Source organism: Bradyrhizobium canariense, assembly GCF_019402665.1.
Lineage (GTDB): Bacteria > Pseudomonadota > Alphaproteobacteria > Rhizobiales > Xanthobacteraceae > Bradyrhizobium > Bradyrhizobium canariense.
In genome coordinates this window covers 74,920-101,045 of record NZ_VSST01000024.1, presented here as the reverse complement: position 1 = coordinate 101,045, position 26,126 = coordinate 74,920, and the positions used below count along the sequence as shown (strand labels likewise).

Genomic DNA, 26,126 nt, shown 5'->3' with positions numbered 1-26,126 from the left:
AATCATGGGACTATCGAGCGATGGATGAGACCATGACCGAAACCGTTCAAACCGCGCCTTTTGCGCCATTCGAGTGGATGCTGTCGGCGCGCTACTTACGGGCGCGCCGCAAGGAGGGATTCATCTCGGTCATCGCCGGGTTCTCCTTCCTCGGCATCATGCTGGGCGTGGCGACGCTGATCATCGTCATGGCCGTCATGAACGGCTTCCGCAAGGAGCTGCTCGACAAGATCCTCGGGCTCAACGGCCACATCCTGGTCCAGCCGCTGGAGTCGCCGCTGACCGACTGGAAGGACGTCGCCGACCGCCTCAGCCAGGTCCAGGGCATCCGGCTCGCAGCGCCCGTGGTGGATGGCCAGGCGCTGGCGTCATCGCCGTGGAACGCCTCCGGCGTGCTGGTGCGCGGCATCCGCTCCGACGACCTCAACAACCTCACCTCGATTGCCAAGAACATCAAGCAGGGTTCGCTCGAGGGCTTTGACGACGGGCAGGGGGTCGCGATCGGCCGGCGCCTCGCCGACCAGCTGTCGCTGCACGCCGGCGACAGCATCACGCTGGTGGCGCCGAAGGGCGCGGTCACCCCGATGGGCACGACACCGCGCATAAAACCGTACAAGATCGCGGCGGTGTTCGAGATCGGAATGTCCGAGTATGATCTCGGCTTCGTGTTCATGCCGCTCGCGGAGGCGCAGGCCTATTTCAACCGCAGCAACGACGTCACCTCGATCGAGGTCTTCACCACCAATCCGGATCAGATCGTCGCGTTCCGCCAGGCCGTGACGGAGGCGGCGGGCCGGCCGGTGTTCCTGGTGGACTGGCGCCAGCGCAACTCGACCTTCTTCAACGCGCTCCAGGTCGAGCGCAACGTGATGTTCCTGATCCTCACCATGATCGTGCTAGTCGCGGCGCTCAACATCGTCTCCGGCCTGATCATGCTGGTGAAGGACAAGGGCAGCGACATCGCGATCCTGCGCACGATGGGGGCTTCGCAAGGCTCGATCATGCGCATCTTCCTGATCACGGGCGCCTCGATCGGCGTGGTCGGTACGATGGTCGGCTTCATCGTCGGGCTGGTGATCTGCCTGAACATCGAATCGATCAGGCAATTCCTGTCCTGGCTGACCAGCACCGAGCTATTTTCGCCAGAGCTGTATTTCCTGTCGAAGCTGCCCGCCGAGATCGACATCGGCGAGACCTCGGCCGTCGTCATCATGGCGCTGACGCTATCGTTCCTGGCGACGCTGTATCCGTCTTGGCGCGCCGCGCGCCTCGATCCCGTCGAAGCGCTGCGGTACGAGTGAGGGGCTGATGGAGAGCCAGGGGGCGGAAGATGTACCGGTCATTTATCTCCACGAGATAAAGCGACAGTACTTGCAGGGCGAGGTGCCGCTGACGATCCTCGACGGCGCCAAGCTCGCGCTGTGGGCGGGCCAGTCCGTCGCGCTGGTGGCGCCGTCCGGCTCGGGCAAGTCGACGCTGCTGCACATTGCGGGACTGTTGGAAGCGCCTGATTCCGGCGAGGTCTACGTCAATGGCGCGCCGACCTCGCAACTGCCCGACATCGAGCGCACCCAGCTTCGCCGTACCGACATCGGCTTCGTCTACCAGTCGCACCGGCTGCTGCCGGAGTTCTCGGCGCTCGAAAATGTGATGATGCCGCAGATGATCCGCGGCCTCAAGAAGTCCGAGAGCGTCAAGCGCGCCAAGGAAATCCTGGGCTATCTCGGCCTCGGCGAGCGCATCACGCACCGTCCGTCTGAGCTGTCGGGCGGTGAGCAGCAGCGCGTTGCGATCGCGCGCGCCGTGGCCAATGCTCCGCGGGTGCTGTTCGCGGACGAGCCGACCGGCAATCTCGATCCGCACACCGCGGACCACGTCTTCCAGGCCCTGATGCAGCTCGTCAAGGCGACCAAGGTCTCCATGCTGATCGCGACCCACAACATGGAGCTCGCCGGCCGCATGGACCGCCGCGTGTCGCTGTCGAACGGCCAGGTGGTCGAGCTCGAGTAAAAACCGCGAAAACAACCCCATGCACAGTAGCCAAGTGCTTGGCCGGACTGACTAAAAAAATGGCGCTCCCCGGGGCGTTCAAGGCCGGATCACCGTCAGTTTGAACGGTCCGCCATTGGCGGCGGCATGGGCTACCGCCTCATTGGCGTGGTCGAGGTCGAAGGCGGTGGCCTCGTACTCCTCCAGCCTCAGCAGTCCCGCGCGCACCAGCGCGATCAGGCGGCCTGACGCATCCGGCGGGTACATCCAGACGCCGTGGATGCTGATGCAATTGCGCATGATCCAGGGGTAGGGCAGCTCGAGGCCGGCGCCGCCGGCCATGCCGACACCGCCCATCAGCACGACACGGCCGTAAGGACGCACCGTCATGATCGCCGCGCGCACCACATTCGTGCTCACCGAGGGCGGCATGATGTCGAGCACGCAGTCGATCGGCCCTCGTGCCGCGCGCTTCATGCGCTCGCGGTCGTCGTCCTCATTGCCGGAGAGCCTGACCGGCTTGACGCGGTCGCCGAAGCGGCGGACGAGGTCGGCCAAGATCTTGTCGTTGCGGCCGGGCGCGACCACGCAGGCCGCGCCCATCGCAAGCGCGACCGAGACGGCCGCGCTGCCGAAATTGCCGGTGGCCCCGCTCACCAGCACGGTCTCGCCCGCCTGAAGATTGGCGGCAAGGAAACCGCCATAGGGCACCAGCAGCGTCCCCAGCGCGCACCATCGCGTGGCTTCGTCGGACGTGATTTGGCCGAGCCGTTTCACGTTCTCCGTCGGCACCCGCATCTGCTCGGCGAACGAGCCGTGGCGGAAATGCTGTTGCAGGCGCATGGCGCCGGCACCGGGGGCGGTGAGTCCTTGCAGGGCAATGTCGGGCGCTGCGGCGTCGTCGCGTGAGCGCACCGTCGGGTCGCAGAACACCCAGTCGCCAACGCTGAGCTTCGTCGCGTCCGGGCCGATGGCGCGGACCCGGCCGATGCCGCCAGGCCCCGGGATGATCGGCAGGTCGAGCGCATAGTTGCGCGCCCCGCTGAAGACCTCGTTCATGTAGGACAGCACCCGCGTTGCGACGACGTCCACGATGACCTCGCCCGTGCCGAGCACAGGGTCCGCGGCTTCCTCAATCGCAAGCGGCGATCCAAACGATTTCAATACGGCAGCCTTCATGATCTCACCTCAAAGTGGAGTGAAGCCCATATGCGCCGCCTTTCCAGGGTCGGGAAGGCCTGGTATTATCCTAGTATTCCCCAGGCCCTCCATCGAGGCACGTCACCATGGCCGACCCACGCCGCGTCGAATTCGGCGACTTCCTCAGGTCCCGCCGCGAGAAGCTGTCGCCGAAGATGGTCGGACTTCCCGCGGGCCGGCGACGCCGCACCGCGGGCCTGCGCCGCGAGGAGGTCGCGCAGCTCGCCGGCATCGGCGTCGACTGGTACATCCGGCTCGAACAGGGCCGCACCGTCAGCCCGTCGGTCACCACCGTCGACGCGCTGGCGCGCGCGTTACGCCTCAGCAAGACCGAGCATGCCCATCTCAAGGCACTTGCGCGCGACGGCGATAGGCGCGCGTTCACGCGCGAGGTCGTGCCGCCGCCCGTTCGACGGATGATCGAGAGCCTGGCGCAGCCGGCCTATGTCACGGGGCGGCGCTGGGACGTGCTGGCCTGGAACGCGGCGGCCGAGGAGATCTTCGGGTTCGGACAATTGCCCGAGCAGGACCGCAACACGCTGCTGCTGGTGATGACGAACAAGCAGGCGCGAAAATTCTACGGTGCCGGCTGGGCCGATGTCGCCAAGAGCATGGTCGCGATGTTTCGCGCCACTCACGACGTCTGGGCCGGCGATCCCGCCTTTGCGGAATTGCTGACGCGGCTGCGCCAGGGCAGTCCGGAATTCGTCAAATGGTGGGAAGCGCACGAGATCCGCAGCACCGCCGCGGGCCTCAAGACCATGAACCATCCAACCAAGGGCGTGCTCCGGTTCGAGCACACCAGCTTTCAGGCCAATGACGATCCGGCGCTAAAGCTCGTGATCTACACGCCGGTTTAGATTGCGGAAGCACAGGGCCCGAGTTCGTCACGTATGACGGTCAATGATCTGAAGCAGCCGATCGCAGGATGCCTCGATCCTCTTGTGGGGCGATGTGGCGACGCCCAGCAACAGGCCGGATCGCGCCGAGGCCGCAGACGCATGCCATAGCGACAGCGGCGTGGGCGCCAATCCAAACGATGCCGCTTCCCGCGCGATCGCGACGTCGGAGGTTCCGTCCGGCAGTCTCAGGACCGCGGCCAATCCGGCGATCGCAACGTCCTTGGCAACGCCCTTGGAGCCTGCTTTCAAATATTTCAGCAGCGCATCGCCTTGCGCGGCATAGGCCCGCTTCGTGCGTCGAAGATGCCGTAGATAGTGGCCGTCGCGAATGAATTCGGCGGTTGCGATCTGTACGGAGGGCCCGGGCGCCGGAGCGAGGCATGCCGCAACCTCGGCAAAACGGGAAGCCAGTGAGGCGGGTGCAACGACGAAGCCCAGCCGCAAGGCAGGAGTCAGGGTCTTGCTGAAAGACCCGATGTGAATGACGCGCCCGAAACGATCGAGAGAGGCGAGCGCCGGTGTGGCCCGGCCCCTCAGCTGAAGCTCGCTCAGATAGTCGTCCTCGATCACCCACACCCGCTCATGGGCGGCCCAGTCGAGAAGGCGTGAACGTCTGGCCAGCGACAATGTGGAGCCAAGCGGTGCCTGCTGTCCCGGGGTCACGACGACCAATGCAGCATCAGGTGCGTGTTTCAGGCCGTAACCGACGTCGATGCCGTCCGCGTCAACCGGAATCGGCGTGATCGACAACCTTGCAAGCTCAAGCCCGTGCCGTGTGAAGGGGAAGCCCGGGTCCTCCATCCAGACCTTTTTCTGCTCGAGGCAGAGAACCCGGAGTGCCAGTCCGAGCCCGCTGCTGAAGCCGCCGGTGATGATGATCTGCGACGGTGCACATTCGATCCCCCTCGCCAGCGCCAGATACGCAGCGATGTCGCGCCTCAATTCCAGCTCGCCGCGGGGATCCCGGTAGATAGCCGGTGCGCTCGTCTCCGCGCGCACCGCCCGCGTGCGCATCCTCGCGAACAGCTTGGCGGGAAAGGTCTCGTGAGCGGGCACACCCATCTGGAAAACGGCCGGTCCCGCAGTGAGCTCCTGGTACATCTCCATGAACGAGCCGGGGTGGGGAGCTGCTTCCTGCCGAGGGGTAAAGGCGGGCCGATCCGCGACGTGCGTTCCGGTTGCGCGCGACGCGACAATCAGTTGCGCGGATGAGAGTTTTTCGTAAGCCGAACGCACGGTGCCGCGCGCGACACCCAGCTGAGCCGCCAAATCCTGCCAGGACGGCAGACGAGCTCCCGGCGCGAGCACGCCGCTCTCGATGGCAGCTCCGATACCTCTGCGGATTTGTTCCGCCAATGGCGTCTTCGCAGATCGATCGAGCTCCAGCCGCAGCGGTTTGACCATGCCTCCGTGGTACACGATTTTTGTCCATTCTTGGTGCTTTTTTGTAGACCAGTGCGAGGACATTTATCAGACAAGGAACGTATCCGGCGACCGCCGCCGAACAGAACCGATCATGGAGTATGAAAATGGCCAAGCGTCTCGATTACGACCGCATTGCACCCGCAGGGATGAAAGCGCTCGGCGGCGTCTACGGCTATGTCATGCAGAGCAATCTTCCTGCCACGCTCGTCACTCTGGTCTATCTGCGCATTTCGCAGATCAACGGCTGCGCCTACTGCCTCGACATGCACACGCGCGATCTGCTGAAGAGCGGACAGAAGATCGAAAAGATCGCGCTGGTGCAGACCTGGGCGGAAGGCGGTCATCTCTTCGACGAGCGGGAGCGTGCCGCCCTCGCATGGGCTGAAACGGTGACCCTTGTGGCTGAAACCGGCATCCCGGATCAAGCTTACGAGGCTGCCCGCGCCGTCTTCCAGGAGCGCGAGCTCGTCGATCTCACCATCGCGATCGGCCTGATGAACGCGTACAATCGCATGGCAATCAGCTTCCGAAATACGCCACAGGCCGCGAAGGAGGAGATGGCAGCCTGACCGCGGTGCCAGACGGCAAGAGGGTACAGACATGCCTTCGACTGCGACGGCATGTCCTGAGAAATCGGCGATTCAAGGCAGGAGCTTGATATGACCATCGCAATTTCCGGCGTGAAGATTCCCGACAGTAAGATCGCACGGGAGGCCGCCGAGCTGGTGCGCCAGTACGAAAACGACATGTTGTTCAACCACTCGGTCCGCGTCTTTGTGTTCGGCGCGATCAAGGGACATCGGAAAAATCTAAAATTCGATTCCGAGCTGCTCTACATCGCGGCGCTGTTCCACGATCTCGGGCTTGTTGACCATTACCATACACAGACCATCCGATTTGAAGTTGATGGCGCCGATGCCGCCCGCGAATTTCTGAGGGGACACGGCATTGACGAGCCAAAGGCCGATCTGGTTTGGGAGGCGATCGCGTTACATACGACGCCTGGAATTCCACAATACATGCGGCCGGAAATCGCTCTCACGAATGCGGGCGTTTTGGTCGACGTCGTGGGGATTGGCTATGATGAGTACACGCCGGAGCAGCGCGACCAGGTGACCACCGCATTTCCGCGCGGTGACTTCAAGAACGAGTTCCTTCAGATACAAACCTGCTCAGCCTTGAAGAAGCCGCAGACCACGTTCGGGACTGTTAATTTCGATTACATCGAAGATCACGACCCCACATTTCACAAGCCGAACGCATGCACTCGCATCCGCAACACTCCCTGGCAGAGCTGACCTTCGGCGCGATGTTCGAGTTTCGCTACGTTGACTCATGGCGACGGTGCGGCCGGGGGCGTTACGCTGGCGTTCGGCTGCTGAATAGCCGGCCACGGGCTCTTGGGAGCCGGCGTCGTCACCGCGCATGACGTCGCAAGCTGCGGCCACACTGACGTCAGGCCCGTCAGGTCGATGTCGAATTTCGTGATGTCCGCCTTGTCGTCGGGTAGCAGCATGGTTTCGCGGACATGCAGGGAGCGGGACGCCAGTATCGCCTTGACCATCTCGGGATCGATGCTGCCGCGCCAGACCTCATATTTTCCGGCCCGCAATGCAGACCCTCCGGCCGTCTTGTCCGGAGCGGCGTCCGCCGTCACCAGGATGGTGCTCTTGCCGACGGCCGTCTCGTCGATCTCGCCCGCGAATGTCAGCGGCACGCGCTTTCTGCTTTCGCAAGACAGACGCCATTCTCCATAGGCCGGAACGAAGCGCCGTTCTCCTTCTTCAGCATCGCGATCTTGCGGACGAAGGGGCGCGCTTCGTTTTCCAGTTTCCAGGGTCCGTCCGCCACGTCTGGATTGGTAATCTGGCGACCAAGTGGGAGCAGGCAGAACGGCAGCCTCCCAGGGGACGGTGACGACGGGAACCTAAATGCCATCATGCGGTTATCGCGCAGACAATTTGCGCGACCCGGCTGCATCACTCAGAAAGTCAGGCGGGCTACCTGTGGTCGAAGCGAACAGCAGCGGGACGATCAAACGGCTGGCTCCTCGTGGAGCTAGGGAAGTGGCAGGGGAACACCAATGACGACAGCGACCGGGGTCCGCTCGGCCGATCGCAATTCCGTCTTAGCCACACTCGGCGACTACATCCGAGAGATCAGCAATCCCGACGATCTCGCCTACGCCGCGGCGGAGCTGCTCGGCCGCAGCCTGAACGTCAGCAGGGCAGGTTACGGCACGGTCGACACCTCAGCCGAGACCATCACCATTGTCCGCGACTGGAACGCACCGGGCATCCTGAGCCTCGCAGGCGTGCTGCAGTTTCGCGACTATGGCAGCTACATCGAAGACCTCAAGCGGGGCGAGACCGTCGTCTGTGCCGATGCGGAGAAAGACCCTCGCGTCGGCGATCGTGCCAATGCTCTCGAGGCGATCTCTGCGCGCGCGCTCGTCAACATGCCGATCTCGGAGCCCGACGGGGTCGTGGCGCTGCTCTATCTGAACGATGCCAAGCCGCGCGAATGGAGCCCCGAAGAGCTGGAGCTTATTCGCGATGTTGCCGAGCGCACGCGCACGGCCGTCGAGCGCCGCCGTGCGGAAACGGCTGTGCGGGAGAACGAAGCCCGCCTGCTTTTCCTGGACGCACTCAACAAGGAGACGGCCAGGACTCGCGATGCCGACGGCGTGATGGCGGTCACGACCAAAATGGTCGGCGAGCATCTCGGCGTCTCGAACTGCGCCTACGCCGACATGGATCCGGACCAGGACGGCTTCACCATACGCGGCGATTGGGCCGCGCCCGGCGCAATGCATATCATCGGTCACTACAGTCTGGCCGATTTTGGCAAGCAGGCGGTGCGAGAGTTGAGTGCGGGCAGGCCGCTCATCATCAATGACAATCTAAGGGAGATTGCGCCGGACGAAGCCGCCACTTTCCAGAACATCGGGATCGGTTCGACGATTTGCATGCCCTTGGTGAAAGAAGGGCGACTGACCGCCCTGATGGCGATTCATCACCGCGGCCCGCACCAGTGGACGCCGCGCGAACTCGCCTTGCTCACCGAAGTGACCGAGCGATCGTGGGCCCACATCGAGCGCGTCCGATCGGAACAGGCGGCGCGGGAGGCTGCCGAACGACTGACGCTTGCAAACAAGGCGGCTGGTATCGGCACCTGGGACTACGACCCGGTCAACAACGTTCTTCGATGGGATAGCCGCTGCAAGGAGGTATTCGGCTTATCGCCCGACGCCGAAGTCAGCTATGAAGGCTCGTTCCTGAAGGGCCTTCATCCCGAGGACCGGCAGCGCGCCCACGAGGCCGTCTCCGCAGCGCTGACGCCGCACTCTCCGCCAAACTACAACATGGAATACCGGACCATTGGCATCGAGGATGGGGTCGAACGCTGGATCGCCGCGACCGGTCAAGCCATCTTTGCCGACGGCCAGGCTGTTCGGTTCATTGGAACGGTTCTGGATATCACCGCGCAAAAGAAAACCGAGCGTCATCTCAGAATACTGAATGATACCGGGGCCTCGGTCTCTCGCGAACGCGACCTCGACAAGATCGTCCAGATCGTCACGGATGCCGGCGTCGGACTCACGGGTGCTCAATTCGGCGCCTTTTTCTACAACGTTCTGGCGCCGGATGGCGGCAGCTATATGCTGTATTCGCTGTCCGGTGCCTCGCCATCCGCGTTTGAAAACTTTCCGATGCCGCGCAACACCGCCCTCTTTGGCCCGACTTTCGAGGGCTCCGGCGTGGTGAGGTCCGACGACATTCTGCAGGACCCCCGCTATGGCAAGAACGCGCCGCGGAAAGGCATGCCCGAGGGCCATCTTCCGGTCCGATCCTATCTGGCGGTCCCTGTGATCTCGCGCACCGGCGAAGTCTTCGGCGGACTTTTCTTCGGTCACGCAGAGACGGGTAAATTCCAGGCCGAGCATGAATCCGCATTGCTTGGTATTGCGGGCCATGCCGCCACCGCTATCGACAACGCCCAGCTCTTGACCCGGCTCGAGGCGCTCAATGCGGGATTGGAGCAACGTGTTGCCGACGAAATCGCCGAGCGCATGAAAGCTGAAGAGCAATTGCGGCAATCCCAGAAGATGGAAGCCGTCGGTCAATTGACCGGAGGTATTGCTCACGACTTCAACAATATGCTGGCCGTGATTCTCGGCAGCTTGAACCTTGCCAAGCGGCGGCTCAGCAGGGGAGAGGTCAGCATAGACCGCTTCATCGAGGGCGCCATCGACGGTGCAAATCGCGCAGCTACGTTGACGCAGCGACTGCTCGCGTTCTCGCGCCAGCAGCCGCTCGCGCCTGAAGTCGTGGACATCAACAAGATGGTCGGCGGGATGAGCGAGCTGCTCGAGCGGTCGCTTGGCGAGCTAATCCGCCTCGATACGGTGCTGACGGCGGGCCTCTGGCGGGTCAAGGCAGACCCGGCCCAGCTCGAAAGCGCCGTGATCAATCTCGCGGTCAATGCGCGCGATGCCATGCCGAAGGGCGGCAGGCTGACGATAGAAACCAGCAACGCCTCGATAGACCGAAAATATGCTCGCGAGTACGCACTCGCACCCGGGCAGTACGTTCTCGTCGCGGTGACGGACAACGGCACGGGAATTCCGGCCGATGTGCTCGGTAAGGTGTTCGATCCGTTTTTCACGACCAAGGTCGTGGGCAAGGGCACCGGCCTCGGCCTCAGTCAGGTTTACGGTTTCGTGCGGCAGTCGGGCGGCCATGTCAAAATTGACTCGGAAGTCGATGTTGGCACGACCGTGAAGATCTACCTTCCACGCTTCGCCGGCGAGGAGGCGGGCTCAGATCTGTCGCAGGAAGAGACACCCGCCGGTGCGAGCCATCAGAACGAAACCATTCTCGTCGTGGAAGACGACGAGCGCGTCCGCAGCATGTCGTCCGAAAGCCTGCGCGAACTTGGCTATACCGTCATCGAGGCAGCCAGCGCCAAAGAGGCGATCAGGACGATCGAAAATGGTTTCGTTCCGGATCTGCTGTTCACGGATGTCGTCATGCCCGACATGACCGGCGCCGAGCTGGCGGCCGAGCTGTCGAGACGATTCCCGGCGCTGAAAGTGCTGTTCACCACCGGCTACACGCGCGATGCAATCGTTCACAATGGCGTGCTCGATGCCGGCAAGCATCTGCTTCCGAAGCCCTTCGCTATCGAAGACCTGGCTGCCAAAGTCCGCAGCTTGCTTGACGATATCTGAACGCGCTTTGGAAACGGTCTCTCCCGTTTGCAAGCCGCCGTCACAAGGGCTATGTCCCGGCTTTCGGAAGAGCATGAAATGACAATCTCGGATGACAACGACCTCGCGCGCCTGAAAGAAATCGGGCGCATCGTCGCCAATATCCTGGAGGCAATGGGGAAGGCGCTCGAGCCGGGCATGACCACCTCCGAAATCGATCGGATCGGGCGTGTACTGCTGGAGGCTGCCGGCGCACGTTCGGCTCCGGAGCTGGCCTACGACTTTCCGGGCGCAACCTGCATCAGCGTGAACGAGGAGATCGCTCATGGCATCCCGGGCGATCGGCGGATCGCGCGTGGGGACCTCGTGAACATCGACGTGTCAGCCGAGAAGAACGGCTTCTTTGCGGATACGGGAGCATCGTTCGCCGTTCCACCCGCAACGCGAGTGGTCGAACGTCTTTGCAGGGATGGCCGGCGCGCAATGTGGACGGGCCTGCAGCAGGTTGGAGCCGGCAAGCCGATCGCCGGAATCGGTCAGGCCATCGGGACATTTGCGCGGAAGAACGGTTACAGCCTGGTCAGGAACCTTGCCAGTCACGGTGTCGGCCTGTCGCTCCACGAAGAGCCGACGGAGATCGCAACATGGCCCGACCGCTCCGAACGCCGCATCATGAGCGAAGGCCTCGTGTTCACCGTCGAGCCGTTCCTGTCTCTCGGCGCCGAATGGGCACAGGATGGCGATGATCCTTGGACGCTCTACAGCAGCCCCGAGGCGCCGACCGTTCAATACGAGCACACGGTGATCGCCACGCGAAGCGGACCGTTGATCGTGACGATGGCTGGTTAAGGAGGCGTCCTCAAGCCACCGGATCTCGGGCCGCATCCAAAAGGCGGGCCGCATATCAGAGTCCCGATTTAATTGATGCGCCGCGAGTGGCGAGGGGGCTTCTTCTGCGCGAAATACGGGTTCGCTACGCACGTCGCCGACCGACCGACTGCTAAAAATCTGCACTGCTCGAGCGAGGTGTAGCGGCAATCGAAATAGCCAACGGGGCCGTAGATCTGCATGCAGACCGGATAGCTCGGATCATAGGTCTGCGCGCGCGCAGGCGCGCCCGCGAGGAGCAGGCCGATCGCGAGGAGCGCGAGGCGAGTGCGACGCATCTCAGCGCGGCACGTAGTAACCGGGTGAATAACCCGGCACCTGCGCGCGCGGCCTGTTCTGATACGCATAGGGGTCATCGCTCTGACCTGCGAAATAAGGGTTCGCGATGCAGGTGAGGGCGCGGCCCGACGAACTCGCCTGGCACTGCGCGTAACTGTCGAACGTGCAATTGCTCAGCCCCGGCCATTCATCGCCGGTCAGGCAGAAGGCATGGTGGGTCCCGAACGCGCGCGCAGGCACGCTTGCGCTGAGCGTGAGCCCAAATGTGGCGAGGGCGAGCGAAAATATGGCGACAATGGGGAGGGCAATTCGTCTGCGCATTCAATTCTCCAATCACGCGAACGTGCGCGCGACGTTGTCACGCGCGTGTGCCGCAGATGTCGTGTAATCGACAATGGAACTCGTGAAAACACTTGTTTCAAAGGGCTTCCAGCGCGCGCTGGTAAATCTTCATTAATGAAGCGCGATCCTTTGGCGCGGACTGTGGCGTCGAGGTTACAGCAATTCCGTCGCGCGCTGGTATGACGACGCCACGGCCCGGGGGCCTAACGACGAAACTGGAACGGGAATCAAATGAACAAGAATCTGTTGCTTGCTGCTGTGAGCCTTGTCGCGCTCGGCGCGACCGCACCGGCGCTGGCTGCTGACCTCGCTGCGCGGCCTTACACCAAGGCGCCGGCGATGGTTGCCGCGATCTACGACTGGAGCGGCTTCTACATCGGTATCAACGGCGGCGGCGGTTCCGCCCATTCGACCTGGGATCTCGTCGGCGGTGGCCGCGAGGGTTCGCACGATGCGACCGGCGGCACGGTCGGCGGCCAGATCGGCTACCGCATGCAGTCGGGCCAGTGGGTGTTCGGCATCGAAGGTCAGGGCAACTGGGCTGACTTCTCCGGCGACAACGTCAGCGCGCTGTTTGCGACGCGCAACCGCTCCAAGATCGACTCGTTCGGTCTGATCACCGGTCAGATCGGCTACGCCTGGAACAACGTCCTCGTTTACGCCAAGGGCGGTGCGGCTGTCGCCGGCAGCAAGTATGAAGTCTCGACCCTTGGCGGCGCGCTGCTGTCCTCGAACGATCAGACCCGTTGGGGTGGCACGATCGGTGCCGGCCTCGAGTACGGTTTCGCCCCGAACTGGTCGGTTGGCGTCGAGTACAACCACATCTTCCTGCAGGACAAGAACGTCACCTTCGCGCTGGTGCCCTCGACCGATCGCATCCGTCAGGACGTCGACATGGGCCTCGTCCGCCTGAACTATAAGTTCGGCGGCCCGAGCCTCGGCCGCTACTGAGTAGATGCCTGATATCGATCGCTCGACTTCGAGCGGTCGGCGAAAGCCCCGGCCATCGGCCGGGGCTTTTTTGTTGTTGGACTTCAGCGGGTTAACCATTCCGTTTCGAGACGGTCGAGATGGCTTGACTCCTGAGAACGAAATGAGAACAATGTTCTTCATACGTTCTCACCATGGAGTAAGCCATGTTCAGGATTTTCGTCGAAGAAGCCGCCGCGCTAGCCTCGATCGCGCTGTTTGTCGGGATGATCGCGATCTGGGCCCAGGTGCTCCCGCAGCTCTAGGCGCTGGCCAGGTTGGGGAAAAGCAGGACGACGCGGCCGATTGGCCGCTCTGGCGTGGACTCTGGCAGCGTGACGCCCCACCATTATGAGGCGAGTCGGCCGGGCGAGTGCAGGATGCCTCCCGTGCCGGTGACCGCTCCATCTCATCTGCAAGAGGCCGTCACGCGACCATGCCGAGCGCCGGATTTGTCCACCTTCACGTTCACTCGGCCTATTCGCTGCTCAAGGGCTCGATCAAGATCGCCAAGCTCGCGGAGCTTGCCAAGAAAGACCATCAGCCGGCGCTGGCGCTGACCGACACCGACAACATGTTCGGTGCGCTGGAGTTCTCCGACAAGATGGCGGGCTCTGGTATCCAGCCGATCGTGGGCTGCGAGATCGCGATCGAGTTCGGCGACCAGGATCCCACTGCGCGTAACGTGCTGCTGCCCTCGCGCGTGGTGCTGCTGGCCGCGCAGGAGCGCGGCTATCGCAGCCTGATGCGGCTGAACTCGCGCGCGTTCATGGAGACGCCCGACACTCATGCTCCCCACATCAAGTTCGACTGGCTCGAAGGCGAGACCGAAGGCCTGATCGCGCTGACGGGCGGTCCGGACGGGCCGATCTCGCTGGCGCTTGCCGGCGGTTATAGCGAGCTCGCGGCGGCGCGCTGCGAGCGTCTGGCCAGCCTGTTCGGGGACCGCCTCTACGTCGAATTGCAGCGCCACAACATCGAGAAGGAGCGGCGGGTCGAAAGCAGCCTGATCGACATCGCCTATACCAAGGGCCTGCCGCTGGTCGCGACCAACGAGCCGTATTTCGCCGCGACCGACGATTACGAAGCCCATGACGCGCTGCTCTGCATCGCCGGCGGCCGGCTGATCGCGGAGACTGAGCGCGAGCAGCTCACGCCCGATCACCGCTTCAAGACCCGCGCCGAGATGGCGGTGCTGTTCGCCGACATTCCGGAGGCGCTGGCCTCGACGGTCGAGATCGCCGAGCGCTGCTCGTTCCGGCCGATGACGCGCAAGCCGATCCTGCCGTTCTTCACGGTCGGCGCTGCCGCAAGCTCCGATGCCGCCTCCGTCGAGGCGGCCGAATTGAAGCGGCAGGCGGAGGAGGGGCTCGCCAACCGCCTGCGCGTGCACGGGCTGTCGCAGGGCACGACGGAAGAAGACTACAACGCGCGGCTTGCGTTCGAGCTCGACGTCATCATGCGCATGAAGTACGCGGGCTACTTCCTGATCGTCTCCGACTTCATCAAATGGGCAAAGGGCCAGGGCATTCCGGTCGGGCCAGGCCGTGGCTCCGGCGCGGGCTCGCTGGTTGCGTGGGCGCTGACCATCACCGACCTCGACCCGATCAAGTTCGGCCTGCTGTTCGAGCGCTTCCTCAATCCGGAACGCGTCTCGATGCCGGATTTCGACATCGACTTCTGCCAGGACCGCCGCGGCGAGGTGATCAGATACGTCCAGGAGCGCTACGGTCGCGACCAGGTCGCGCAGATCATCACCTTCGGTACGCTGCAGGCGCGCGGCGTGCTGCGCGACGTCGGCCGCGTGCTGCAGATGCCCTATGGCCAGGTCGACAAGCTCACCAAGCTCGTGCCGCAGAATCCGGCCGCGCCGGTGACGCTGGCCGCCGCGATCGAGAGCGAGCCGAAGCTCCAGGCGTTCCGCGACGAGGACCCGGTGGTGGCGCGCGCCTTCGACATCGCGCAGCGCCTCGAAGGCCTGACCCGTCACGCCTCGACGCATGCGGCCGGCATCGTGATCGGCGATCGGCCGCTGAGCGAACTCGTGCCGATGTATCGCGATCCCAAATCCGACATGCCGGTGACCCAGTTCAACATGAAATGGGTCGAGCCCGCGGGCCTCGTGAAGTTCGACTTTCTCGGTCTGAAGACGCTGACCGTGCTCGACGTGGCGTGCAAACTGCTCAAGCCGCGCGACATCCATGTCGATCTCGCGACGCTGCCGATCGACGATGCCGAAAGCTACCAGATGCTGGCGCGCGGCGAGGTGGTCGGCGTGTTCCAGGTTGAAAGCCAGGGCATGCGGCGCGCGCTGGTCGACATGCGCCCCGACCGTTTCGAGGACATCATCGCGCTGGTCGCGCTCTATCGACCGGGTCCGATGGCGAACATCCCGACCTATTGCGCGCGCAAGCACGGCGACGAGGAGCCGGAATATCTCCACCCCGTGCTGGAGCCGATTCTCAAGGAGACCTTCGGCGTCATCATCTACCAGGAACAGGTGATGCAGATCGCGCAGGTGATGTCGGGCTATTCGCTCGGCGACGCCGACCTGCTGCGCCGCGCCATGGGCAAGAAGATCCGCGCCGAGATGGAGAAGCAGCGCGAGATCTTCGTTGCAGGCGCAGTGAAGAACGGCGTGCCGAAGGGGCAGGCCGATACCATCTTCGAGCTGCTGGCGAAATTCGCCGACTACGGCTTCAACAAGAGCCACGCGGCGGCCTATGCGCTGGTGTCCTACCACACCGCCTACATGAAGGCGCATTACCCGGTGGAGTTCATCGCGGCGTCGATGACGCTCGATCTCAACAATACCGACAAGCTGTCCGAATTCCGCGCCGAGGCGCAGCGCCTCGGCATCAAGGTCGAGCCGCCCAACGTCAATCGCTCCGGCGCGACTTTCGAGGTCGGCGACAAGACCATCTACTACGCGCTCGCGGCGCTGAAGGGCGTCGGCATTGCGGCCGTCGAGCAGATCATCGCGGAGCGGACCAAAAACGGCTTGTTCACCTCGCTCGCCGACTTCGCCGCGCGAGTGTCGCCGCGCGCGATCAACAAGCGCATCATCGAAAGCCTCGCTGCTGCGGGCGCCTTCGACACCCTGGAGCCGAACCGGGCGCGGGTCTTCGCCGGCGCCGACTCGATTCTCGCCGCATGCCAGCGGGCGAACGAAGCTGCAACCATCGGCCAGAACGACATGTTCGGCAGCTCGGCCGACGCGCCGACCATCATGCTGCCGCAGATCGAGCCCTGGTTGCCGGCCGAGCGGCTGCGCCGCGAATATGATGCGATCGGCTTCTTCCTGTCGGGGCATCCGCTCGACGATTACGCCACCGTGCTGAAGCGGCTGCGTGTGCAGTCCTGGGCCGAGTTCTCCCGCGCGGTGAAGACCGGTGCCACCGCCGGCAAGGTCGCTGCCACCGTGGTGTCGCGCATGGAGCGGCGCACCAAGACCGGCAACAAGATGGGCATTATGGGGCTCTCTGATCCCACGGGTCACTTTGAGGCGGTGCTGTTCTCCGAAGGCCTTGCGCAATATCGCGACGTGCTGGAGCCGGGCGCCGCGGTGCTGCTCCAGCTCGGCGCCGAGCTTCAGGGCGAGGACGTCCGCGCGCGCGTGCTCCACGCCGAACCGCTGGACGAGGCGGCGGCCAAGACGCAGAAGGGCCTGCGCATCTTCGTGCGCGATACCAAGCCCCTGGAATCGATCGCCAAGCGTCTCGCCGGCCCCGACATGGCCGCTTCCAACGACGCCGCGCCGAAGGTCGGCAGTCCCGGCACAGCGCGCCGCTCCAACGGCGACGGCGAGGTCTCGCTGGTCATGATGCTCGACCTCGAGACCGAGGTCGAGATGAAGCTGCCCGGCCGCTTCAAGGTCTCGCCGCAGATCGCCGGCGCCATCAAGGCGGTCGCGGGCGTGGTGGACGTGCAGCAGCTCTGATCGAGTGGCCAGCGCTGAAGGTCGTGCGTGCTCCCTGCGGATGTTGTGGTTTCGTCACGTCATTGCGGCTATGATCGCGGCGATGCCATCGTCCACCTCGCCGGGAGGAAACGCGACATGTGCGACAAATGCTCTGAAGCTCTGCAGGGAAACGCTGGGCCGTCGCGGCGGTCCGCAATGCTGTTTGGCGCCGCCGCGTTCGGCCTTGCCCTCGCCGGCAATGCTTTCGCCAAGGAGACCAAGGCGCCGCCCAAGCCGCAGAACGTGCTGTCACCCGATGCGTCGTTGAAGCGCCTGACGGAAGGCAATGCGCGCTATGTCGACGGGGTGTCGCGGCGGCACGATTTCAAGCACGAGCGCGAGGCGTTGGTCGGCGGACAGAACCCGTTTGCCGCCGTGCTGAGCTGTGCCGATTCGCGCATCGCGCCGGAATATGCCTTCGACACCGGCCGTGGCGATCTGTTCGTTTGCCGCGTCGCCGGAAATTTTGCCGGCACCGAAACCATCGCCAGCATGGAATACGCGGTGGCCGTACTGAATACGCCGCTGATCCTCGTGCTCGGCCATGACGCTTGCGGCGCGATCGATGCGACGCTGAAGGCGATCAAGGACAACAAGCCGCCGCCGGGCCATATTCCCTCGCTGGTCGATGCGATCACGCCCGCCGCCAAGGCTGCGATGCAGCAGGGCGGGGACGTCCTCGACAAGGCGATCCGGCAGAACGTCATCGACAACATCGCGAAGCTGAAATCGGCAGCGCCGATCCTCAACGCGGCCGTGGAGCAGGGCAAGCTGAAGGTCGTCGGCGGCATCTATCGGCTCACGACGGGAACGGTCGACCTGATCGCGCAGGGCTGAACCGGCTGACTTCGCCTCGCGCCGGTGCGTCGCCGCGTCACTTACGCGGAGCTGACGCCGGCGCGGGTGGCCATCCCTCCGCCTCAATCCAAGTCTTCGCTATTTGGAAGCCTTTCGTTCAAGTGCCATTCAGCTGGCCACGCGTCTAATGCGGGGCGGCACCTCAACAACAAAACGGGCAAGCAAGCCATGCGTGGGACGCTCAGAGCCTTCATTTGCCTTCTCCTGCCGATCGCGGTCCTTGCCGCAGGCGCGCCGGAGCCGGCGCGTGCGCAGCAGCAGGAAAAGCGTATCGCGCTCGTGGTCGGCAACGGCGCTTATGCCAAGTCGCCGCTGGCGACGACGGCAAACGATGCCGGCCTGATCGCGCAGACGCTGCAGGCGGCGGGCTTCGACGTCGTCGGCGCCCGCGATCTCGACGGCGACACGCTGCGCAAGAGCTTTCGCGATTTCATCCAGAAGGCGCAGGCCTCCGGACCGGGCACCGTCGCGATGGTGTATCTCGCCGGCTATGGCGTGCAGCTTGCGGGTGAGAACTATTTCATCCCGGTCGACTCCAACATCACCCGCGACACCGACATTCCGACCGAAGGCTTGCGCATCGGCGACTATCTCCGCCAGCTCGCCTCCGTTCCGCTCAAGGCCAACATCATCGTGCTCGACGCCGCGCGGGCGCAGCCCTTCGTGGAGGGCGGCCAGCAGATCGCGAGCGGACTTGCGCTGGTCGAGCCCGACGCCAACATGCTGATCGCGTTCGACGCCGCGCCCGGCACGGTGGCGCCCGAGGAGCCCGGACCGTACGGCATCTATGCGCAGTCGCTGGCGGAGATGATCCGCACCGGCGGCCTGCCGCTGCCCGAAGTGTTCGACCGCGTTCGCCTGCGCGTCAACGAGGCCAGCAAGGGCGCGCAGGTGCCCTGGAACGAGCAGAAGATATCGGCGCAATTCTCGTTCTTCGAGCGCGGGCCCGACGCGCCGCCGCCGGAGGCCGCGCCCGACCAAGTCGCTGCGATCCGCAACAAGCCGATCCGCGATCTCGGCGTGCAGGATGCCTATGCCGCCGCGCTCACGCGCGACACGCTTCCAGCTTACGAAGAGTTTCTCTCCGCCTATCCCGGCGACCCGCTGTCGAAGCGCGTGATGGTGATCGTCGCGGCGCGCCGCGAGGCCATCACCTGGCGGCGGACCTATCGTACCGACACGCCGGAAGCCTATTGGTCGTATCTGCGTCGCTATCCGCGCGGTCCGCATGCGGCGGATGCGCGCCGGCGCCTGGCGATTCTCACCGCGCCGCCCGAGCCGCCGCCGAGCTTCGCGATGATCGACTACGACGTGCCGCCACCGCCGCCGGAGGAGGTGGTCTATGTCGACCGTCCCGTACTGTATTTCAGCGATCCGGATTTTGGCTTCGCGCCGCCACCGCCGCCGCCGGTCTACTATCTGCCGCCGCCGCCGCCGGATTTCGTCGTGCTGTCGCCGCCGATGCCGGTGATCGGCCTGTTCGTGCTGCCGCAGCCGATGTTCGTGCCGATTCCCGTGTTCGTCAGGCCGCCGGTCTATGTCGCACCGCCGCCGAACAACATCATCTATCAGAACATCCATAATACGACGGTCATCAACACAGTGATCAACCAGCCGCCGGCACCGCCGGTGGGTGCGGGTGCGGGTGCGGGTACCGGAGCGGGACCGGGCAATCTCACACCGGCCATTGCCGGGCGCACCAATCCGGCTGGTCCAGCCATGCCGCAGGCGGTCCTGCAGCGTGCCGCCCTGATTCAGCAGGGCAAGGCGCCGATGCCGCCGAGCGCGACGATGCGGCCGACGGCGAGGCCAGGAACGCCTCCGGCGACGCCCGCCAATGCCGCGCCGACCGGTACGCCACCTGCCGCTCCGCCTGCCAGTCCATCTGCCACGCCACCGGCCAAGCTGCCCCAAGCCAACACGCTGCCGGTTCCCGGCACCCATGGCGGTCCACCTGTACCGTCAGCGGGAGCCGGGCCACTGCCGGGCGGCAGACCCGGGCAGTCGACAGCCACTGCTCCCGGCGCGCCGCTGCCGACCCATTCGGGAGTGCCTGCGGGAGTGCCTGCGGGAGCGCCTACGGGCGCGCCGACGACTGCTGCTCCCGGCACCACGCCGCCAGCCCATCCCGGTGCACCGACCGGCGCGCCGGCGACTGCGCCCACGGCGACAAGCCCGGCCGCTGTGCCCGGCCAACTGCCGAAGCCGCCGGTTGCCCAGGCCCCGCCCGGGACCGGGCCTGGGGACCATGGCAAGTCCGCGACCCGGGAGCCGGCTGGCTCGCCGCCGGCTGCCCGCACGCCTCCGCCTCCTGGCCCAGTTGGACGACCGGTCACGCCGCCGCCCTCGGCGGTGCGGGAGCCGATCCGGCCGCAGCATCAGCCGACCGCTGCTCCCGCCCAGGCTGCCCGGCCGCCGGCACCACCACCACCGCGGCCTCAGGCCGTGGCGCGCCCGACGCCTCCGCCTCCACCGCGTATTGCACCGCCGCCACCGCCACGGGTGGCTCCGCCCGCCGCGGTCGCTCGGCCGGCGCCGCCGCCAATGGCGCGTCCCGCGCCGCCGCCAATGGCGCGTCCCGCGCCGCCGCCGCCGGTCGCCCGGCCGGCGCCACCTCCGCCGCCTCGGATGGCCGTCGCGCCACCGCCGCCGCCGCGCCCAGCAGCGCCCCCACCGCGTCCTCCGGCTCCGCCGCCGGCGGCAAAGAAGTGCCCGCCGAACCAGCCCAAATGCTAGTGGGGTCCGCGGGCGCAGCGTGATCTTTACGGAAGAGGGCCTTTCGCGGGCGAAAGCCGCCCCGAAAGGCCCTTATTTCCTTGCTTCTGGTCGAAATCGCGCTATACACCGCGCCATCTCACACGGAAGCATGGCTCACAAGGCCGTCCGGTGGCAGCCGGGGCGACAACGCTCCGTTCTGCTCACACGCTTCCGGAGGAACCAACCGGAGAATTAGAACGATGGCACTACCCGATTTCACTATGCGTCAGCTCCTCGAAGCCGGCGTGCACTTTGGTCACCAGTCTCACCGCTGGAATCCGAAAATGGCGCCGTTCATTTTCGGCGCTCGCAACAACATCCACATCGTCGATCTCGCGCAGACCGTGCCGTTGCTGCATAACGCCTTGCAGGCGGTCAGCGACACCGTCGCCAAGGGCGGCCGCATCCTGTTCGTCGGCACCAAGCGCCAGGCGCAGGACGGCGTTGCCGACGCGGCCAAGCGCTGCGCTCAGTATTTCGTCAATTCGCGCTGGCTCGGCGGCACGCTGACCAACTGGAAGACGATCTCGGGCTCGATCAAGCGCCTGCGTCATCTCGACGACGTCCTCGCCGGCGGCGATGCCTCCTCCTACACCAAGAAGGAGCGCCTGACGCTTCAGCGCGAGCGCGACAAGCTCGATCGCTCGCTCGGCGGCATCAAGGACATGGGCGGTCTACCCGACCTGATCTTCGTGATCGACACCAACAAGGAAGACATCGCGATCCAGGAAGCCCAGCGGCTCAACATCCCGGTCGCGGCGATCGTCGACACCAATTCGGATCCGAAGGGCATCACCTATGTGGTGCCGGGAAATGACGACGCCGGCCGCGCGATCGCGCTCTATTGCGATCTGATCGCACGCGCTGCGATTGACGGTATTTCGCGCGCCCAGGGCGATTCCGGCATCGACGTCGGTGCTTCGGTTCGGCCGGTCGCAGAAGAGCTGCCCGCCACGAGCGGCTTCCAGGGCCTCGCCGGCCCGCGTGGCACCTCCGACGATCTCAAGAAGCTCCCGGGCGTGTCGGGCGCGATCGAGAAGAAGTTCAACGACCTCGGCATCTTCCACTTCTGGCAGCTGGCCGAGCTCGATCACGACACCGCGCACAAGATCGGCGAAGAAGTCGGCTTGCCGAGCCGCGCGGACGCCTGGGTGGCCAAGGCCAAGGCCCTGACCGCGGAAGCGGAATAGTCAAAAAGAGCGATGGGTTGGCCGGACAAGTTCCGGCCACCATTTCAGTTGACGCGAATTCCTGAGATGGACCGCGGCGAGGCGATCTGGCCGCGCCGCGGCAAACCGGCAGGCAAAAAGGATTTTGAACGATGGCAACGATCACAGCTGCGATGGTCAAGGACCTGCGCGAGTCGACCGGCGCAGGCATGATGGACTGCAAGGCCGCGCTGACCGAAAACGACGGCAACATGGAAGCGGCGCAGGATTGGCTGCGCAAGAAAGGCCTGTCGAAGGCCGCCAAGAAGTCGGGCCGCGTCGCCGCCGAGGGTCTGATCGGCGCGCTCACCAAGGGCAACAAGGGCGTCGTGGTCGAGGTCAATTCCGAGACCGATTTCGTCGCGCGCAACGGCCAGTTTCAGGGCCTCGTCAAGATGATCGCCCAGGTCGCGTTCAACGTCGGCGCCGATGTCGACAAGATCAAGGCCGCCAAGGTCGGCGACGTCACGATCGAAACCGCGATCAATGACGCGATCGCCACCATCGGCGAGAACATGACGCTGCGGCGCGCCGCTTCGCTCGAAGTCAGCCAGGGCGTGGTGTCGAGCTACGTCCACGGCGCGGTCGTCGAGGGCGCCGGCAAGATGGGCGTGATCGTGGCGCTGGAATCGCCGGGCAAGGCCGACGAGCTCGCAACGCTTGGCCGCCAGATCGCGATGCATGTCGCGGCCGCCAACCCGCTGGCGCTCGATCCGTCCGGTCTCGATCCGGCGGTCGTCAAGCGCGAGAAGGACGTGCTCGCCGACAAATATCGCCAGCAGGGCAAGCCCGAGAACGTGATCGAGAAGATCGTCGAGTCCGGCCTGAAGACCTACTACAAGGAAGTCTGCCTGCTCGAGCAGGCCTTCATCCACGACACCGGCAAGTCGGTGGCGCAGGCGGTGAAGGAAGCCGAAGGCAAGGTCGGCGGCGCGGTGAAGATCGCGGGCTTTGTGCGCTATGCTCTCGGTGAGGGAATCGAGAAGCAGGAAAGCGACTTCGCGGCCGAGGTCGCGGCGGCCAGCGGCAAGAAGTAAGCGCCGGAACGTTCCTCCCGGCGTGCCGCCGGAAGCGGCGGCCGGACAAGGAAAGTGCTCATGACTGATCCGGTCTATCGTCGCGTCGTGATCAAGCTGTCCGGCGAATATCTCGCCGGATCGCAGGGTTTTGGCATCGATCAGCCGACCATTGACCGGGTCGCCGACGATCTGATCGCAGCCCGCCATCTCGGTACCGAAGTCGCCGTCGTGATCGGCGGCGGCAATCTCTTTCGCGGCGTCGAGGTCTCCTCGCGCGGCGTGTCGCGCCCGACCGGCGACACCATGGGCATGCTCGCGACGATGATGAACTGCCTCGCGCTGGAGGCCACGATCGAGCGCAAGGGCACGCCTGCGCGCACGCTGTCGGCCTTCGTCATGCCCGAGATTTCCGAACTGTTCACCCGCACCGCGGCACACAAATACCTCGCCGAGGGCCGGATCGTGTTGCTGGGTGGCGGAACCGGTAATCCGTTCTTCACCACCGACACGACCGCGGTGCTGCGTGCGGCCGAGATCGGCGCCCAGGCGGTGCTGAAGGCGACCAATGTCGACGGCGTCTACTCGGCCGACCCGAAGAAGGACCCGACGGCGACGCGATTCGACCGTCTGACGCATTCGCAGGCGATCGAGGGTGGCTACAAGGTGATGGATGCGACCGCCTTCGCACTTGCCCGCGAGACGTCGCTGCCTATCATCGTGTTCTCGATTGCGGAGCCGGGTTCGATCGGCGCTGTACTGCGTGGCGGCGGCCACGGAACCATTGTCGCCGGCTGACGGCTTGTCGTTGCACCCTAAGAGAAGGGGTGCGGAGAGGTCGCCGGGATTTTGAAGGAGAAACGTGATGGCCACGGATAATTTCGATCTCAACGAAGTGAAGCGCCGCATGCAGGGGGCGATCCAGTCGCTCAAGCACGAACTTGGCGGCCTGCGCACCGGTCGCGCCTCCGCCTCGATGCTCGATCCGGTGCAGGTCGACGCCTATGGCAGCCACATGCCGCTGAACCAGCTCGCCACCGTCAGCGTGCCGGAGCCGCGCCTGATCTCGGTGCAGGTCTGGGACAAGTCGATGGTCAAGGCGGTGGAAAAGGCGATCGTCGATTCCAATCTCGGCCTGTCGCCGGCGACCGAAGGCCAGGTGCTGCGCCTGCGCATCCCCGAGCTCAACGAGGAGCGTCGCAAGGAGCTCGTCAAGGTCGCGCACAAATATGCGGAAGCCGCCAAAGTCGCCGCGCGCCATGTCCGCCGCGACGGTCTCGACGTTCTCAAGAAGCTCGAGAAGAATCACGAGATGTCCGAGGACGATCAGAAGCGTCACGCCGACGAGGTGCAGAAGGCGACCGACGGCACGATCTCCGAGATCGACCAGTTGCTGGCCGCCAAGGAAAAAGAAATCCTCACCGTCTAAACGCGATGGATCGCGCTTTAGGTTATTGTTCGCGCATGATCTTTTCGGAAAACCGCGTCGCACTCTTCCGGATCATGCTTTAAGGCAGCCTCATGTCCAACGCCGCCGCGCCCGCAACGGAAGGACCCGATCGGTCCGATGCGCCTGCGCATGTCGCCATCATCATGGATGGCAACGGACGTTGGGCGGCCGCGCGCGGCTTGCCACGGGCGGAAGGCCATCGCCGCGGCGTGGAGGCCCTGCGCCGCGTGGTTCGCGCGTCGCATGAGCTTGGCATCCGCTATCTCACCATCTTCTCCTTCAGCTCGGAAAACTGGTCGCGCCCGGCGAGCGAGATCGGCGATCTGTTCGGCCTGTTGCGCCGCTTCATCCGCAATGATCTGGCGAGCCTGCATCGCGACGGCGTCAGGGTACGTATCATCGGCGAGCGGGAGGGGCTGGAGGGCGACATCTGCGCGCTTCTCAACGAGGCGGAGGAGCTGACGCGCGATAACACGCGCCTCACGCTCGTCGTCGCCTTCAATTACGGCTCGCGGCACGAGATCGCGAAGGCGGCGCAGAAGCTCGCGCGCGAAGTCGCCGAGGGCCGGCGCAATCCCGACACGATCGATGCCGAGACATTGGGGGCGCATCTCGACGCGCCCGACATTCCCGACCCCGATCTCATCATCCGCACCAGTGGCGAGCAGCGGCTGTCGAACTTCCTGATGTGGCAGGCCGCCTATAGCGAGCTCGTCTTCGTGCCGATTCACTGGCCCGATTTCGACAAGGCGGCGCTGGAAGGCGCAATCGCCGAATTCGCCAGGCGCGAGCGCCGTTTCGGCGGCCTGGTCGCGAAAACCGCCTCGTGAGCGAACCCGACTCCGCACCGGCCGGCTCTCAGCCTGCCCCGAGCAATCTCGTGATGCGAATCCTCGCAGCGCTGGTGCTGGCGCCGCTCGCCATTGCGCTCGCTTATGCCGGCGGCTGGCTGTGGGCGCTTCTCGTCACCCTGGTGTCGATCGGACTGTTCGCGGAATGGCTGATGGTGGTGGGCGCAGGCTCGACCGCGCTGACCGGGGCGGGAACGATCGTCATCGCCACGATGGGCTTGTGCGTTGCCTTCGGCGCGCTGAAGACCGCAATCATCACCGGCTTGATTGGCGGGGCGATCGTGACGGTGATCGCGCGGGGCAAGTTCGTCTGGGCGGCCTCCGGATTCGCCTATGCGTCGGCGGCGCTACTGGCCTCGATCCTGCTGCGGAAGGATCTCGTGAACGGCTTCGCCGCGCTGATGTTCGTGCTGCTCGTGGTGTGGGCGACCGATATCGGCGGCTATTTCGCCGGCCGCGGCATTGGCGGACCGAAGCTGTGGCCGCGCGTCAGCCCGAAGAAGACCTGGGCAGGGGCGCTCGGCGGCTTTGCCGCAAGCCTTTTGGTCGCGGCCGGCTTTGCCGCTTGCGGGCTTGGAAAGATAGTTCCATTGCTGCTCGTCGCCGCGGTGCTGTCGGTCGTGTCGGCCTGCGGCGATCTGTTCGAATCCGCGGTCAAGCGGCGCTTCGATGTCAAGGATTCCAGTCACTTAATTCCCGGCCACGGCGGCCTATTGGACCGTCTGGACGGTTTTGTCGCTGCCATCCTGGTGGCATGGATTATCGGCTTCCTTCGCCATGGTGTGCATAGCGCCGGAAGCGGTCTTATGGTTTGGTGAA

At 64.7% G+C, this 26,126-nt stretch carries 22 protein-coding genes; 17 read left to right on the top strand and 5 right to left on the bottom strand.

Features of this window, described 5'->3' with window-relative positions; genetic code table 11:
- Positions 1 to 20 precede the first annotated feature (20 nt).
- Positions 21 to 1,301, top strand: coding sequence for a lipoprotein-releasing ABC transporter permease subunit (locus FXB41_RS14225; protein ID WP_007603606.1), 1,281 nt, complete (start codon positions 21 to 23; stop codon positions 1,299 to 1,301).
- A 7-nt stretch (positions 1,302 to 1,308) separates the two neighbouring features.
- Complete coding sequence (locus FXB41_RS14220; RefSeq protein ID WP_007603608.1) at positions 1,309 to 2,010, top strand: ABC transporter ATP-binding protein; 702 nt, start codon at positions 1,309 to 1,311, stop codon at positions 2,008 to 2,010.
- A 78-nt stretch (positions 2,011 to 2,088) separates the two neighbouring features.
- On the opposite strand, the gene FXB41_RS14215 is transcribed toward FXB41_RS14220, so the two are convergent.
- Entirely contained in the window at positions 2,089 to 3,168 is a 1,080-nt protein-coding gene (locus FXB41_RS14215) for a zinc-binding dehydrogenase (protein ID WP_219682206.1), read from the bottom strand.
- Positions 3,169 to 3,275: 107 nt separating this feature from the next.
- Between FXB41_RS14215 and FXB41_RS14210 the strand changes: the two genes are divergently transcribed.
- Positions 3,276 to 4,049: a helix-turn-helix transcriptional regulator gene (locus FXB41_RS14210; RefSeq protein ID WP_219682205.1), complete on the top strand. Its 774-nt coding sequence runs from the start codon at positions 3,276 to 3,278 to the stop codon at positions 4,047 to 4,049.
- 27 nt (positions 4,050 to 4,076) lie between these two features.
- Here the strand turns inward: FXB41_RS14210 and pdxR are convergent, their stop codons facing one another.
- On the bottom strand, positions 4,077 to 5,495 hold the full coding sequence (gene pdxR, locus FXB41_RS14205) for a MocR-like pyridoxine biosynthesis transcription factor PdxR (protein ID WP_219682257.1): 1,419 nt from the start codon (positions 5,493 to 5,495) through the stop codon (positions 4,077 to 4,079).
- Between the two features lie 125 nt (positions 5,496 to 5,620).
- Between pdxR and FXB41_RS14200 the strand changes: the two genes are divergently transcribed.
- Together FXB41_RS14200 and FXB41_RS14195 are read left to right on the top strand one after the other, a co-directional pair.
- Positions 5,621 to 6,085, top strand: coding sequence for a carboxymuconolactone decarboxylase family protein (locus FXB41_RS14200; RefSeq protein ID WP_007603613.1), 465 nt, complete (start codon positions 5,621 to 5,623; stop codon positions 6,083 to 6,085).
- A 90-nt stretch (positions 6,086 to 6,175) separates the two neighbouring features.
- Positions 6,176 to 6,814, top strand: coding sequence for an HD domain-containing protein (locus FXB41_RS14195; RefSeq protein ID WP_219682204.1), 639 nt, complete (start codon positions 6,176 to 6,178; stop codon positions 6,812 to 6,814).
- 35 nt (positions 6,815 to 6,849) lie between these two features.
- Here the strand turns inward: FXB41_RS14195 and FXB41_RS14190 are convergent, their stop codons facing one another.
- A complete protein-coding gene (locus tag FXB41_RS14190) occupies positions 6,850 to 7,233 on the bottom strand; it encodes a hypothetical protein (RefSeq protein ID WP_246648830.1) in 384 nt (127 codons plus the stop codon).
- A gap of 366 nt (positions 7,234 to 7,599) precedes the next feature.
- Here FXB41_RS14190 and FXB41_RS14185 point away from each other — a divergent pair, with 366 nt between their 5' ends.
- Complete coding sequence (locus FXB41_RS14185) at positions 7,600 to 10,749, top strand: GAF domain-containing protein (protein ID WP_219682203.1); 3,150 nt, start codon at positions 7,600 to 7,602, stop codon at positions 10,747 to 10,749.
- Between the two features lie 78 nt (positions 10,750 to 10,827).
- Positions 10,828 to 11,577, top strand: coding sequence for a type I methionyl aminopeptidase (map, locus tag FXB41_RS14180; protein ID WP_219682256.1), 750 nt, complete (start codon positions 10,828 to 10,830; stop codon positions 11,575 to 11,577).
- 68 nt (positions 11,578 to 11,645) lie between these two features.
- Here map and FXB41_RS14175 read toward each other — a convergent pair whose 3' ends face one another.
- A complete protein-coding gene (locus tag FXB41_RS14175; RefSeq protein ID WP_219682202.1) occupies positions 11,646 to 11,894 on the bottom strand; it encodes a DUF3551 domain-containing protein in 249 nt (82 codons plus the stop codon).
- 1 nt (position 11,895) lies between these two features.
- Positions 11,896 to 12,216, bottom strand: a complete 321-nt coding sequence (locus tag FXB41_RS14170; RefSeq protein WP_219682201.1) for a DUF3551 domain-containing protein — start codon at positions 12,214 to 12,216, stop codon at positions 11,896 to 11,898.
- A 252-nt stretch (positions 12,217 to 12,468) separates the two neighbouring features.
- Here FXB41_RS14170 and FXB41_RS14165 point away from each other — a divergent pair, with 252 nt between their 5' ends.
- From FXB41_RS14165 to FXB41_RS14120, 10 genes are all read left to right on the top strand, one after another.
- Positions 12,469 to 13,188: an outer membrane protein gene (locus FXB41_RS14165; RefSeq protein WP_007603620.1), complete on the top strand. Its 720-nt coding sequence runs from the start codon at positions 12,469 to 12,471 to the stop codon at positions 13,186 to 13,188.
- A 454-nt stretch (positions 13,189 to 13,642) separates the two neighbouring features.
- Positions 13,643 to 17,146 carry a DNA polymerase III subunit alpha gene (gene dnaE, locus FXB41_RS14160; RefSeq protein WP_219682200.1) on the top strand — a complete coding sequence of 1,168 codons (3,504 nt, stop codon included), beginning with the start codon at positions 13,643 to 13,645 and terminating at the stop codon, positions 17,144 to 17,146.
- A gap of 117 nt (positions 17,147 to 17,263) precedes the next feature.
- Entirely contained in the window at positions 17,264 to 18,004 is a 741-nt protein-coding gene (locus tag FXB41_RS14155) for a carbonic anhydrase (RefSeq protein WP_219682199.1), read from the top strand.
- Positions 18,005 to 18,193: 189 nt separating this feature from the next.
- On the top strand, positions 18,194 to 20,761 hold the full coding sequence (locus tag FXB41_RS14150) for a caspase family protein (RefSeq protein WP_219682198.1): 2,568 nt from the start codon (positions 18,194 to 18,196) through the stop codon (positions 20,759 to 20,761).
- Between the two features lie 221 nt (positions 20,762 to 20,982).
- Positions 20,983 to 21,972 carry a 30S ribosomal protein S2 gene (locus FXB41_RS14145; RefSeq protein WP_007603625.1) on the top strand — a complete coding sequence of 330 codons (990 nt, stop codon included), beginning with the start codon at positions 20,983 to 20,985 and terminating at the stop codon, positions 21,970 to 21,972.
- A 131-nt stretch (positions 21,973 to 22,103) separates the two neighbouring features.
- Complete coding sequence (gene tsf, locus FXB41_RS14140) at positions 22,104 to 23,027, top strand: translation elongation factor Ts (RefSeq protein WP_007603626.1); 924 nt, start codon at positions 22,104 to 22,106, stop codon at positions 23,025 to 23,027.
- A 60-nt stretch (positions 23,028 to 23,087) separates the two neighbouring features.
- On the top strand, positions 23,088 to 23,804 hold the full coding sequence (gene pyrH, locus FXB41_RS14135) for a UMP kinase (protein WP_007603627.1): 717 nt from the start codon (positions 23,088 to 23,090) through the stop codon (positions 23,802 to 23,804).
- 67 nt (positions 23,805 to 23,871) lie between these two features.
- Positions 23,872 to 24,435: a ribosome recycling factor gene (gene frr / locus FXB41_RS14130; RefSeq protein ID WP_007603628.1), complete on the top strand. Its 564-nt coding sequence runs from the start codon at positions 23,872 to 23,874 to the stop codon at positions 24,433 to 24,435.
- A 92-nt stretch (positions 24,436 to 24,527) separates the two neighbouring features.
- Positions 24,528 to 25,286 carry an isoprenyl transferase gene (locus FXB41_RS14125; RefSeq protein ID WP_219682197.1) on the top strand — a complete coding sequence of 253 codons (759 nt, stop codon included), beginning with the start codon at positions 24,528 to 24,530 and terminating at the stop codon, positions 25,284 to 25,286.
- Positions 25,283 to 26,125 (top strand): phosphatidate cytidylyltransferase, encoded by an 843-nt coding sequence (locus FXB41_RS14120; RefSeq protein WP_219682196.1) that lies wholly within the window; start codon positions 25,283 to 25,285, stop codon positions 26,123 to 26,125. The genes FXB41_RS14125 and FXB41_RS14120 overlap by 4 nt, the downstream gene beginning before the upstream one ends.
- Position 26,126: the final 1 nt, after the last annotated feature.